The sequence below is a fragment of the uncultured Neptuniibacter sp. genome (genome assembly GCF_947498015.1).
Taxonomy (GTDB): Bacteria; Pseudomonadota; Gammaproteobacteria; order Pseudomonadales; family Balneatricaceae; genus Neptuniibacter.
The window spans coordinates 63,248-76,247 of sequence record NZ_CANMIR010000015.1 but is presented as its reverse complement, the minus strand read 5'-3'; the positions used below and the strand labels follow the sequence as shown (position 1 = coordinate 76,247).

At 50.7% G+C, this 13,000-nt stretch carries 13 protein-coding genes; 6 read left to right on the top strand and 7 right to left on the bottom strand.

Features of this window, described 5'->3' with window-relative positions; translation table 11 throughout:
* Position 1 precedes the first annotated feature (1 nt).
* From Q0882_RS15425 to Q0882_RS15415, 3 genes are read left to right on the top strand one after another with little or no spacing between them, the layout of a single operon-like run.
* On the top strand, positions 2-430 hold the full coding sequence (locus Q0882_RS15425) for a PaaI family thioesterase (RefSeq protein ID WP_299183480.1): 429 nt from the start codon (positions 2-4) through the stop codon (positions 428-430).
* A 4-nt stretch (positions 431-434) separates the two neighbouring features.
* Positions 435-857, top strand: coding sequence for a PaaI family thioesterase (locus Q0882_RS15420; protein WP_299183477.1), 423 nt, complete (start codon positions 435-437; stop codon positions 855-857).
* A gap of 1 nt (position 858) precedes the next feature.
* On the top strand, positions 859-1,653 hold the full coding sequence (locus Q0882_RS15415) for an alpha/beta hydrolase (RefSeq protein WP_299183475.1): 795 nt from the start codon (positions 859-861) through the stop codon (positions 1,651-1,653).
* Positions 1,654-1,692: 39 nt separating this feature from the next.
* Here the strand turns inward: Q0882_RS15415 and Q0882_RS15410 are convergent, their stop codons facing one another.
* Genes Q0882_RS15410 through Q0882_RS15400 form a run of 3 tightly spaced genes read right to left on the bottom strand, consistent with a single transcriptional unit; the run spans position 1,693 to position 4,320 of the window.
* A complete protein-coding gene (locus tag Q0882_RS15410) occupies positions 1,693-2,130 on the bottom strand; it encodes a hypothetical protein (RefSeq protein ID WP_299183474.1) in 438 nt (145 codons plus the stop codon).
* 55 nt (positions 2,131-2,185) lie between these two features.
* Positions 2,186-2,803, bottom strand: a complete 618-nt coding sequence (locus tag Q0882_RS15405) for a response regulator transcription factor (protein ID WP_299183472.1) — start codon at positions 2,801-2,803, stop codon at positions 2,186-2,188.
* Positions 2,803-4,320: an ATP-binding protein gene (locus Q0882_RS15400; protein ID WP_299183469.1), complete on the bottom strand. Its 1,518-nt coding sequence runs from the start codon at positions 4,318-4,320 to the stop codon at positions 2,803-2,805. The genes Q0882_RS15405 and Q0882_RS15400 overlap by 1 nt, the downstream gene beginning before the upstream one ends.
* 155 nt (positions 4,321-4,475) lie before the next feature.
* On the opposite strand from Q0882_RS15400, the gene Q0882_RS15395 reads away from it, so the two are divergent.
* Both Q0882_RS15395 and Q0882_RS15390 read left to right on the top strand, forming a co-directional pair.
* The gene (locus Q0882_RS15395; RefSeq protein ID WP_299183467.1) at positions 4,476-6,101 is read left to right on the top strand and encodes an acyl-CoA synthetase; all 1,626 of its coding nucleotides are present in this window, start codon (positions 4,476-4,478) and stop codon (positions 6,099-6,101) included.
* Positions 6,102-6,170: 69 nt separating this feature from the next.
* The gene (locus tag Q0882_RS15390; protein ID WP_299183464.1) at positions 6,171-7,967 is read left to right on the top strand and encodes an acyl-CoA dehydrogenase C-terminal domain-containing protein; all 1,797 of its coding nucleotides are present in this window, start codon (positions 6,171-6,173) and stop codon (positions 7,965-7,967) included.
* 54 nt (positions 7,968-8,021) lie between these two features.
* On the opposite strand, the gene Q0882_RS15385 is transcribed toward Q0882_RS15390, so the two are convergent.
* Entirely contained in the window at positions 8,022-8,654 is a 633-nt protein-coding gene (locus Q0882_RS15385; protein WP_299183461.1) for a LysE family translocator, read from the bottom strand.
* 137 nt (positions 8,655-8,791) lie between these two features.
* Here Q0882_RS15385 and Q0882_RS15380 point away from each other — a divergent pair, with 137 nt between their 5' ends.
* On the top strand, positions 8,792-9,730 hold the full coding sequence (locus tag Q0882_RS15380; RefSeq protein WP_299183458.1) for a GGDEF domain-containing protein: 939 nt from the start codon (positions 8,792-8,794) through the stop codon (positions 9,728-9,730).
* On the opposite strand, the gene Q0882_RS15375 is transcribed toward Q0882_RS15380, so the two are convergent.
* From Q0882_RS15375 to Q0882_RS15365, 3 genes are all read right to left on the bottom strand, one after another.
* Positions 9,722-10,549 carry a class I SAM-dependent methyltransferase gene (locus Q0882_RS15375; protein WP_299183455.1) on the bottom strand — a complete coding sequence of 276 codons (828 nt, stop codon included), beginning with the start codon at positions 10,547-10,549 and terminating at the stop codon, positions 9,722-9,724. The genes Q0882_RS15380 and Q0882_RS15375 overlap by 9 nt on opposite strands.
* Before the next feature lie 65 nt (positions 10,550-10,614).
* On the bottom strand, positions 10,615-12,315 hold the full coding sequence (locus Q0882_RS15370; protein WP_299183452.1) for an AMP-binding protein: 1,701 nt from the start codon (positions 12,313-12,315) through the stop codon (positions 10,615-10,617).
* Between the two features lie 65 nt (positions 12,316-12,380).
* Positions 12,381-12,962 (bottom strand): peroxidase-related enzyme, encoded by a 582-nt coding sequence (locus Q0882_RS15365; protein WP_299183449.1) that lies wholly within the window; start codon positions 12,960-12,962, stop codon positions 12,381-12,383.
* Positions 12,963-13,000 lie beyond the last annotated feature (38 nt).

Sequence of the window (13,000 nt, the reverse complement as noted above, 5' to 3'; positions counted from 1 at the left end):
GATGCGACCGAATAACCCGGATTACGAGCTTGAAACTCGCCGGGTTTTCGATCAGGCGCCGTTTATCCGTATGCTGGGAGCCGAACTGATTGAGTTTGGCCCTGGCAGCTGCCGGACCCGGATTATCCTGAACGAAAACCATAAACAGCAGGATGGCTTTGTACATGCTGGTGTGCAGGCGACGTTGGCCGATCATAGTTGTGGAACGGCTGCAGCAACGTTAATTGCACAAGGGCAGCGAGTACTGACCGCTGATTTTACCGTCAATCTGTTACGACCCGCTGAGGGGATGATTCTTGAGTGTGAAGCAAGGGTGATCAAGCAGGGAAACTTACTCACTGTCGCCGAAGGTGAAGTGTATATTGTTGGTAAATCCCGCAAGCTGGTCGCGAAAGCGACCGTGACCTTAGCCGTGGTATCGGTGGAGTAGTACGATGGTAATGACGTTTGAACAGATGCAGCAGTTCCTCAAGGAGCATTTTCCGCAAGGGGAGCAGTATGGGGAGTTGCTGGAGTTGGGCGATGGTAGCTCAACCATGCGATTACCGGTTGATGATCAACATCTTAGGCCGGGAGGGACCGTCTCAGGGCCCGCTATGATGGGGCTGGCAGATGTTGCTGTTTATGCGGCCCTGCTGAGCAAGATCGGCCCGGTTGCGCTGGCGGTAACGACCAACCTGAACATCAATTTTCTACGTAAGCCTGCGTCGGAAGCGGATATAATTGCGAAAGCGAAGATGCTGAAGGTGGGTAAGCGTCTGGGTATTGGAGAGGTCTATATCCTCTCTGCGGGTGATGAGGAGCCGGTCGCGCATGCGACCATGACCTATTCAATTCCCGCCCCGGAGAAGCGTTGAGATGAGTATCAGCTGGAGTGAGAAGTTTCTGGAACTGCCTGATGGGCAGGTGATTCATGCTCAGCATGGGATCCATCCAGAGGGCACAGGGCGGCCTACACTGGTTTTTCTGCATGAAGCACTCGGTCATATCCGTATGTGGAAAGACTTTCCTGAGAAACTGGGAGAACGACTTGGCTGTAATGTGTTTGTGAATGAACGGCTTGGCTATGGTGAGTCTTCACCAATCACTCTGCCACGTGCTGATGATTATCTGGTGCCTGAAGGGGAGCAGCGCCTGGGGGAAACCCTGGATGCTGCAGATATCGATAAGGTGATCATTATTGGTCACAGTGATGGTGGTACCATCGCCCTGATAGGAGCAGCGACCTTACAGACCCGTGTAGTCGCGATGATTACAGAAGCGGCACACCTGTATGCAGATCATCTGACTCTGAAAGGGATACGTGAAGCGGTTGAATACTATCAAACCACGAATCTGCCTGAGCGCCTGGCTCGTTATCATGGAGAGCGAACTGATCTGCTATTTCGTGCCTGGTCTGAGACCTGGTTGCGCGAGAGCTGTCATCAGACGATGGATTTCTCACCCTGGTTGAAAGATATCCGCTGTCCCTCACTGATTATGCAGGGGCATGACGATCAGTATGGCGTGCCGGAACAGGTGACTGATATATGTAAGGGTATTGGTCAGCATGCTGTGCCCTGCTATGTGGATAACTGTGGGCATGTTCCCCATCTGGAAGCGACCGATCAGGTTCTGGCTCTGATGTCAGAGTTTATCTCCCGTCATATATAATCGATCCTTGTCGAGTGATTTGCTACATCGATTGATGAGTTAAATTTCGCTACGTATATAACCGATACTCTCCTCAGGTAGGAGAGCGGTGATCGTTCTGAGAAGCGTAAGCGCTTCGGGGCTCAGACGGCTAGCCGAGATACTCTTTGTCACCTCAGTCGCTGTATGAGTAATGGCCAACGTGAACGGATAACGTGGATAAACCAGATGATCTTCCCGCTGCATATAGCTTCTCAGCAGGGAGATCGCATCGTTATGCAGTGCGTTGCGCTCTGTGGATGTTAGCTTGAGTGGGGTTTCGTTGATCTGAGTTGGACTCTTGTAGATCAGTAGTGTGGCGTGTCCTTCAGCATGCAGTGTGATCGAGGTTGTACCGGCCAGCTTTTTCGCCGGTTTGAGCGTGATCGACAGCGAATCGGCAAAGGCGGCTACCGGGGCCAGTTGTAATAATAGGGTGAGGATTAGGGTGAATCTCATACTCGACCTCTATCACAAAGCGAGTGTCACTTGCGGATCGGGGGCGATCGCAGAATCACCCCACCTCTTTGATCTGAGCTGCTTGTTTTACCAGCTCAGCCAGACTTCCCGCCCGCATTTTACTCATTACGCGTGAGCGGTGGACCTCAACGGTTTTCGGACTGATATCCAGCTCTTCTGCAATCTGACGGTTAGCGTTGCCGGCAACAACCAGACTCATCACCTCTCTTTCACGGCGGCTAAGATTCCCGTAGCAATCGAGAATCTCCTGTTGAGCCCCCTGCTCATCCCGGGCTTTATTGGCTTTGGTGAGTGCACGGCCTACCAACCGGAGGAGAACATCACCATCAAACGGTTTCTCCAGAAAATCCATCGCACCCTGTTTCATCGCGCTGACAGCCATCGGGATGTCACCATGACCGGATATGACGATGATCGGCATATTGATGCCCCGGTCCTGCATTATCTGCTGCAATGCCAGCCCATTAATTTCAGGCATACGTACATCCAGCAGCATGCAACCGATCTCACCATCAAACTCATCAAGGAAGTTGCGAGCGGAGGGAAAGGTGATCACCTTATGATTGGCGGATTCAAGCAGCCACTGCATTGAATCCCGAAAGTCCTCATCATCGTCTACGATGTAGATCGTACCGGTTACATTTGCTTGCATTACTGTTCTCTTAGCGGCAATTTCATATAAAAGTGGGTGCCTGTTTCACCGTCACTCTCCGCCCAGAGCTGACCGCCATGGGTTTCAATAATGGTCTGGGAGATGGAAAGACCCATACCCAGGCCGGTAGATTTCGAGGTGTAGAACGGTTCGAACAGGTTTGCTAACCCTTCGTTAGTGATCCCTTTCGCTTTATCCTCTACTGAGACATGGATATATCCTTCAGTAGTGTGGGTAGTGATAATAACGGGTCTGTAGGGCTTCTTACAATCGCTGTATGCTTCGATCGCATTTCTCATCAGGTTTAACAGTACCTGTTCAATCTGGACCTTGTCTGCCACGAGGTGGGGTAGGCCCTCACCCAGGTTAAAATCAAAAGTGATGTTATGATCCAGAGCCTCCTGATAGAGGAAGGCGCTCACCTCATTACAGCTGTCGTTGATGGAGAAATCCTGACTGTGGTAATCGGTCTTGCGCACAAATGAGCGCATCCGCTTGATAATATCTGAGGCGCGCTTCGCCTGTTTCATGATCAGCTTCATCGAATTGGAAACCGTCTGTACAGGGTTATCCACACCCTCTTCGAGGCGGCGCTGGGTGCCATGACAGTAATTTAAAATAGCCGCCAGTGGCTGATTCACTTCATGAGCCAGCCCGGTTGCCATCTCACCAACTGAGAGTAGCCGGGACATATGCGCCAGTTCAAGCTGGTGGCGTTTGGCTTCCTCTTCAGCCTGACGGCGCAGGGTAATGTCGCGCCCGATGATTGAGTAGTACTCTAACTGGTCATTCTCACGACGGTTTCGGTGCGCGATAATCTCCCGGATCTCTGCAACACGGTTAAGGTTATCCGGTAGCTGCATCGGAATGCTGCCATACCAAACACCGTGAAGTGATGCATGCTCCAACGCATCCTTGACCAGCGTATCCAGAACCTCACCGGCAAACAGCTGGTGCAGATAGTAGATGACCGGTGTGTCTTTCTCCGATCCCAGAGTGTGGTAGGCGGATTCGTTCAGGTAGGTGAGTTTCTGGGTTTTGTGGTTGCAGAACATAATCATATCGGAGGATGCTTCCACAACCCGTGCCAGTCGGCGCATATCTCTTTGCGCTTCTTCGCGTTCCGTTACATCTCGGGAGACGCAGATAATTTCGATCGGGCGGCCTTCTTCGTCACGGATGGTACGGCTGGTAGTCTCCAGCCAGATGTAATGTCCCTCTTTATGACGATAGCGATACACATTGGTGTATACCCCTTCGCGGTAGCGCACACTGTCATCTCGTTTTGAGAGGTTATCAGCATCTTCAGGGTGAAACTGCTCATAACCTGCCATCCCGATAATCTCTTCGGGCTTATAGCCTAAAACGCGTTCGACGGCTGGGCTGGCATCAATGTAGGTCCACTCCTTTGTTGGGGTGTGGCGCGAGATCATATCCGTGGACTGTTCGGCTAACAGGCGGTAGCGATCAGCATCTTCACGACACTTCTCTAATTCGAAAGGAGTTACTGTGCTCATACATCAACCTCAGGGAAATCCCTGTCAATAAATCTAGTCGTTTATATTATGACTTTAGAATAGCTTGAGTAATAAGGGAAATTACGTAGTATTGTTTATATAACGTACTAAATAAGAAGAAATCTCTCTGCGGGCTTTGCACAGGAACCATAACTATGAGTACTAAACATAATCCATATGCGCTGGGACTAGACCAAAATCAGGCGAATTATGCGGCACTGACACCGTTAAGTTTTATTGAGCGTGCTGCCTTTGTATACCCTGATCAGGTTGCCACGATTCACGGTGATCTACGTCGTAACTGGTCTGAGACCTATAGCCGTTGTCGTCAGTTGGCCAGTGCTCTCACCCAGCGGGGTATCGGTGAGGGGGATACCGTATCTGTGATCGCGCCAAATTTGCCAGAGGTATTTGAAGCACATTTTGGTGTGCCGATGGCTGGTGCGGTGCTTAATGCGGTCAATATTCGTCTGGATGCTGAAGCGATCGCTTTTATTTTGCAGCATGCAGAAAGCAAGGTCGTTATTGTTGAGCGCGAATTCTCAGAGGTTGTGCAGAAAGCACTGCGTATTGCCGGTACGACACCGCTGGTTATCGATATCGATGATCCGACCTACGAGGGAGGAGAACTGATCGGCTCGATGGATTACGAAGCGTTTATTGCTGAAGGGGACCCTGAATATAACTGGCAGCCACCGGCAGATGAGTGGGACGCGATTACGCTCAACTATACCTCGGGTACAACCGGCAACCCGAAAGGGGTGGTATACCATCATCGTGGTGCTTACCTGAATGCGATGAGCAATATTGTCTCCTGGGATATGGGTCGCCACCCGACCTATCTATGGACCCTGCCGATGTTCCATTGTAATGGCTGGTGCTTCCCATGGTCGATCGCTGCGGCGGCTGGCACCAGCGTTTCTCTACGACATGTACGTGATCAGGATATCTATGATCTGATCCGAAAAGAGAAGGTTGATCACTTCTGTGGTGCTCCAATTGTCTTGAATATGCTTAACAATGCACCGGATGAGATGAAGGCGGATATTGATCACAAGATTAAAGTGATGACTGCCGGTGCAGCGCCACCTGCTGCTGTGATTCAGGGTATGGAAGAGATGGGTGTTGAGGTGACCCATGTGTACGGTTTGACCGAGACCTATGGCCCATCAGTGGTGTGTGCATGGCATGACAAATGGGACGATAGCACGCTGGAACAGAAGGCTCGACTGAAAGCGCGTCAGGGCGTGAAAGCGCCGATGCTGGAAGGTCTGATGGTGGCAAATCCTGAAACGCTAGAACCGGTGCCTCAGGATGGTGAAACCATGGGTGAGATCTTTATGCGTGGCAATCTGGTGATGAAAGGCTACCTGAAAAATCCATCGACAACAGATGAATCTTTCGAGGGGGGCTGGTTCCACTCAGGTGATCTTGCGGTATGGCATGAAGATGGTTATATCGAAATCAAAGACCGTTCCAAGGACATTATTATCTCAGGTGGCGAGAACATCTCCTCCATCGAGGTTGAGGATGTACTTTATCGTCACCCTGCTGTGATGGAGGCGGCTGTCGTGGCGAAAGCTGATGAAAAGTGGGGTGAGGTGCCCTGTGCCTTTATTAAAACGAAAGAGGAAGTAGAGGTCACGGCCGAGGAGATCATAGAATTTTGCCGCAACAGCATGGCTCGATTCAAAGCGCCGAAAGAGATTGTCTTTGGTGAATTACCGAAAACCTCCACCGGTAAAATCCAGAAGTTTGTACTGCGTCAGCAGGCAAAATAGTCAGATTAAACAGGCGCTTCATGAGAAGCGCCTTCGTTCAGATATACAGAAAGAATCGAGGCGAATTGAATGGCTGATTACAAGGCTCCTCAGAAAGATATGAATTTTGCGCTACGACACAATGCGCGAATGACCCAATTAGCAGAACTGCCGGGTTATGAAGATGCGACCGATGATATGGTTGTTGCGATCCTTGAGGAAGCAGGCAAGGTTGCAAATGCTGTGCTGTCTCCGCTAAATGAGGTCGGCGATCAGACCGGTGTTAAGTTGGATGGCTTGGATGTGCCTACCCCGGAAGGGTTCGCAGACGCTTATCAGCAGTTTGCTGAAGGAGCATGGGGATCACTGCAGTTTGATCCTGAGTATGGTGGTCAGGGACTGCCTTATGCACTCTCTATCCCGGTGATGGAGATGTGGCAGTCGGCTAATATGGCTTGGGGATTGTGCCCGCTGCTGAGTCAGGGCGCGGTTGAAGCGATCTATCACAATGCCAGCGATGAACTGAAAGCCTGTTACTTACCGCAACTGATCAGTGGCGAGTGGACCGGTACTATGAACCTGACAGAGCCACAGGCGGGCTCGGATCTTGCGGCTGTTAGGACTAAAGCTGAGCGAGAAGGTGATCATTACCGGATTAAAGGCCAGAAGATTTTCATCACCTGGGGTGAGCATGATATGGCTGAAAATATCATCCACCTGGTATTGGCTCGTTTGCCTGATGCGCCTCCGGGTGTGAAAGGGATCAGCCTGTTTGTGGTACCGAAATTCCTTGTTAATGAGGATGGTTCACTGGGCGAACGTAATGATGCGAAGTGTGTCTCGCTGGAACATAAACTGGGTATCCATGCCAGCCCAACCTGTGTGATGGCCTTCGGTGACGAAGAGGGGGCAATCGGTTATCTGGTAGGTGAAGAAAACCGAGGTCTGGCATGTATGTTCACCATGATGAACAATGCCCGTCTGGCAGTGGGTTTGCAGGGGGTGGCGATCTCAGAACGCGCTTATCAACATGCACTGGAGTATGCTCACGACCGCATTCAGAGTCCGTCAGTGGGTAGCAAAGAAGCTGGGCCGATTATACGCCATGCGGATGTCCGGCGTATGTTACAGACCATGAAATCGATCACTGAAGCAGGGCGCGCGCTGGCATATGATGCCTGTGCCAGTCTGGACTTCTCTCACCGATCTGAAGATGCGGCACAACGTGCAACAGAGTCGGCACGAGCGGCTTATCTGACGCCAATTGTGAAAGGCTGGTGCACCGAAGTCGCTCAGGAAGTGACCTCTCTGGGCGTTCAGGTTCATGGCGGTATGGGCTTTATTGAAGAGACGGGTGCTGCGCAACACTATCGAGATGCACGTATCCTGCCTATCTATGAGGGAACCAACGCGATTCAGGCATTAGATCTGGTGGGGCGTAAAACCCTGTTTGATGGTGGAGAAGCTGGCGCTGCTGTGCAAGCAGAGATTGCAGAGGTTATTGCACAATTGAAGGCGCAGGGTAGCTTTGCAACGGAATCGGCTCAGCTGGAATCCTCGTTGCAACAAGCTAAAGTCGCGCAGGAGGCTTTGCTGAGCGGGAGCCAGGATGATCCTCAGTTGGCGGGATCGATCGCTTATAACTATCTGATGCTAATGGGTACGCTTTGTGGCGGTTGGCAGTTGCTCAAGGCGGCGTTAGCGGCAGGTGAGGAGTTGCAAGCGGGAGGGGATGAAACCTTCCTAAATGCTAAAATTCTTAGCGCACGCTTCTACGCTGCGCAGGTATTGCCGAGAACTGCTTCTTTTGCCCAGATGGTTGCTTCGGGCAGTGAGTCAATTATGGCGATGTCTGATGATCAGCTGGCGTCTGCCTGGTATGCCTGATGAGAAAAGTTAAACCCGCGATTTAAAAAATCCCCGCTATTGCGGGGATTTTTTTTAATGGTTACTGGCGAGCTTGACACCAAAACCGACCAGCAAGAACCCTGTGATACTCTCCATTATCTGGCTGACACGCGGCCTCTGCAGCCATACTTTTGCTCTGTTCACCATTAGAACCAGTGCGCCCTGCCAGAGCATACCGATCAGAAAGTGAACGCCTGCCATCATTAAGGCCTGCGGTACAGCGGGGTAGGCCGGGTCGATAAATTGTGGCAGGAATGCCATATAGAAGATAACGGTCTTGGGATTAAGTACATTGGACAGCAGTCCTTCGCGAAGGGAGGTAAACCAACTGACCCGTGTATCTTTCCTTACCTCTCCGATAACCATCGCTTTGTGTTGGTATGCAGAGCGCAGGCTCTGTAACCCCAGCCAGACTAGATAACCCGCTCCGGCCAGTTTTAGCAGAGTAAATAGCTCAGCCGAACCTAATAAAATGACAGAAAGTCCTGCTGCTGAGATCAGGGCGTGAACAAATAAGCCCAGACAGATACCGAAGCTGGTTACCAGACCGTCTTGAGTACCGCCGCGTACCGAGTTACGCATCACCAGCAGGCTGTCGACGCCGGGGGTAAGTGTGAGCGCGGTGATGGCGAGCAAAAAGGGTAACCAGAGGAAATGTTCGAACATTCAGGGTATCAGTTCAGGATAAAAAACACAGTATGCGATATCCTGAAGGTATTTACTATCTCAGCAATATAGTTAAAGTATTAATTAGATGTTGCTAACATAATGATAATAGATCTGATATCTGAGCTGGTTACCTGATGTCTGAAAACGTAAAGCTTCAGCAATTAGTCGCTGAAAATATAGAACTGACACGCTATAAACGGGATCTGGAGACTCTGCTGGAGACTACGGATGACTTCATCTACATCAAAGATGAGCAGCATAAGTTTGTCTATACCAGCACCGCTTTTGCCCACCTAGCACGGCATCAAAGCTGGAAAGAGCTGGTTGGAAAGGATGATTTTGATATCTTTCCGCTCGAACATGCAGAGCGTTATTATGCTTTTGAGAGACAGGTGATAGAGCAGGGGGAGTCTCTGCGCTTTCATGAAGAGCCTTATTTCAACCTTGAGGGTGAGCTCTGCTGGGTTTCCTCCACCAAGAACCCGGTGTTTGATGAACAGGGCGATGTCATCGGTTTGGTTGGGATTAGTAAGGATATTACCGACCTTAAACGACAGCAGTCTCAGATAGAGTATGTGGCTGATCATGATGATCTGACCAATTTTCTCAATCGCCGTGCATTCTTTCAGTATGGACAGAAGATGCTGGCTGCCGCGGATCGGGATGGAAGTGGTATTGCTGTTCTTTACATCGATCTTGATTGTTTCAAAAAAGTGAATGATCGCTATGGGCACGCCGAAGGGGATAATGTGATCGTAGCTTTTGGGGCAATCATAAAAGAGGTCACACGCGAAGCTGATCTTACGGCCCGTCTTGGAGGCGATGAGTTTGTTATTCTGATTAAACAGCAGAACGATGTCGTTGATGCCGCGTCAGTGCTGACGCAGAGAATCCTATCTGAAGTGAATCGCTTATCCCAGCCACTGTTGGGGTGTGGTTGCAGTATCGGTATTGCCGAATATCATCCGAAAGAGCGGCTGGATACGCTTGTTAACCGAGCGGATAAAGCGATGTATCAGGCGAAACAGCAGCAGGGGAGCTCTTACTCACTCGGCTCAGAGGCGTTAGCCTAGTTTTCTCGCGCTGAGTTCAATCACGCAAGCGGCCTGTTTCTCCAAATTATTCATCACATTTCGGCCCATCTGCAGAAACTCTGGGCCGAGGATCAGCGCAGGGGAGACCGTAGCCGGTGTCGATGGATGCTCACGCTCCTTTTCACTCTGGCGTTTTCGCCAGCTTAGGGCTTCCTCCGACCAATCATTAAGCGTTTCAATTTGGAAACCGCAATCGCGCAGGCGCTCTGTTAACTGCTGTTGCTTGAGCAGGTGCGAGTGTTGGGGATCACGAGCCCAGGGTACCGGATAGCACATCTGTTGATGCTCAGGGCCTTGGATCACCTCATGCAGAAGTAACTGGCCACCTTCTGAAAGCACTCGCTGACACTCCGATAGGACCTGAATATCATCGGGCATATTCAGTAGACTGTGCTGAAACAGCACCAGATCAAACTGCGCATCACCGAATGGTAGATGATGGGCATCTGCGGTTATCACAAAAGGTGGTTGGCTGTCAGAGGTCAGAGCAGAAAGTGCACGGTTCACTTTGTTCAATTCATGGGTAATATCAACCCCGATCACACTACGGCCGGTTTCCCTTTCCAGCAGACGCATCAACCCGCCTAAACCGGAGCCTATATCTAGAATCCGTTTAGCCCCGCTCTCTTTGATCCGTTGCAATAGCTTCAAAGAGGCTTTTATGCCACCAATATGCAGCTGATCTACGGGTGCTAATTGATAAACGTTTGGGCCATCCGGGTAGGCGTGTCGCAGGCGTTTAATGATCTGCTCTACATCCAGTTGCTGATCATAATGTTGCTTGATGGAGTCGGTCATCTCTCTTCCTCCGGAGACAAAAACGCCAACCCGAAGGCTGGCGTTGATCGGGCTATTAGTGGTACTTAATCTTCTAAGCCAAGTTCTTCAATAGATATTTCACGCATCTTAAACTTCTGGATCTTACCCGTTACTGTCATCGGGAACTCCTCGACAAACTTAAAGTAACGCGGGATCTTGAAGTGGGTTATTTTACCCTTACAGAACGCTTTCAGATCATCAGCGGTAATATCATCTGCACCCGGAGAGAGTTTGACCCAGGCGATCAGCTCTTCACCATACTTCTTATCCGGAACCCCGGTGACCTGAACATCAGAGATTGATGGGTGGGTGTAGAGGAACTCCTCAATCTCTTTTGGATAGACGTTCTCACCACCACGGATCACCATATCTTTGATACGGCCTACGATCTGAATGTAGCCCTCTTCATCCATGGTTGCCAGATCGCCGGTGTGCATCCAGCCTGCTTCATCGATAGAGCCTTTGGTCGCTTCCGGGTTGTTCCAGTATTTCAGCATCACACTGTAACCACGGGTACAGAGTTCACCCACTTCGCCACGTGCTACAACATTGCCACTGGCGGGATCTACCAGCTTGGTTTCAAGATGGGGCTGAGTACGGCCTACAGTAGTGACACGCTTCTCGAAGGGATCATCGGCCGCTGTTTGCGTAGAAACCGGGCTGGTTTCGGTCATGCCGTATGCGATCTGGACCTCTTCCATATGCAGTTTTGAGTTAACCGCTTTCATCACCTCGGCCGGACAGATTGAGCCTGCCATAATGCCGGTGCGCAGGGTTGAAACGTCATACTGCTCAAAATCGGGATCATCCATCTCTGCAATAAACATAGTGGGCACGCCGTAGAGTGCCGTCGCCCGCTCTTCAGAGACCGCCTGCAGTACTGATTTAGGCTCAAAGCCCTCATCTGGATAGATCATCGTTGCGCCATGGGTGATACAGCCCAGGTTGCCCATCACCATACCGAAACAGTGATATAGAGGGACCGGGATAACCAGACGGTCCTGATCCGTGAAATTCATACTCTCAGCAACGAAAAAACCGTTGTTGAGGATATTATGGTGTGACAGTGCCGCACCTTTAGGGAATCCGGTTGTACCGGAGGTGTATTGGATATTGATCGGATCATCAAATTGCAGTTCGCCCTGAACACGGTCCACCTGGGACTGGTCGACCTTATCCGCCATCTCCATGAAATCAGCCCACCGCCACATGCCGGCGTGCTTATCACTGGCCAGATTCACGATACCTTTCAGATGTGGCAGCTTCTCGGATGCCAGTTCGCCCTCTTCCGCAGAGTTAAGTTCCGGAGCCAGATCAAAAAGCATCTGGGTGTAGTTAGAGGACTTAAAGTTGCCCGCGGTGACCAGGAACTTAGCTTCCGACTGGTTCATCGCATATTCCAGCTCGTGTAGACGGTAAGCCGGGTTGATATTCACCAGAATGGCACCGACTTTTGCAGTCGCAAACTGCGTGATTGTCCACTCGGCACAGTTGGGTGACCACATACCGACACGATCACCGCGTTTTACCCCGATAGCGAGGAAAGCCCGGGCCGCTTCATTAACTTTTTGCTGAAGTTCAGCGTAGGTGTAACGTAGGTTCTGATGACGTACGATCAGAGCATCGTTATCCGGGTATCTGTTAGCAATTTCATCAAACTTGTCACCGATGGTCATGCCGATCAGTGGTGTCGTACTAGGTCCGCTGGTATAGCTAGGGAGTTTACTCATCGTTGTTGACCCCATTTGCGCATTTATTTTTTTAATTCAAAGGGAGCCCGGATATCCATGTTATCCGGACAAGCATTTTCTTATCTGTACAGGCTGTGATACTCAGGATTCGGCTGCATATCAGAGGCACTGGCAACACGGTTAGTCATGTTGTAGAACCCGGTGATATTGGCGATATCCCAGATATCCTGATCGCTGAAGCCTGCGTCACGCAGCGCCTGGCGATCCTCTTCCAGAATCTTATGTGGTGTTTCGGTCAGCTTGACCGCGAAATCGAGCATCGCGCGATGGCGATCAGACAGTTCAGCTACGCGATAATTCATCACCATCAGTTCACCGAGCTTAGGCTCTTCTGAGTACTGGCGAACGGCCGATCCGTGAGCGACCTGACAGTAGTAGCAGGCGTTGGTCGAAGAGACTGCGACCGCAATCATCTCTTTTTCCAGGACACTCAGACCGCTTTCACCGAACATCAGCTCGTTGTAAATACGGGAGAATACGTCCAGCTGCGCCTGATTCTGGCTGTAAGCTTTCAGGACATTTGGAACCATGCCGAGCTTCTCTTCGCAGACCGAGAAGTACTTCTGAAATTCCGGTGACAGTTGATCATGCTCAGGAACAGGCAGATCAAGCGCCGTGATATGGTTAGGTTGTGACTTCATTTTCTACCTCGGTTGTTGTTTTTGTGTCGAGGCAGCGC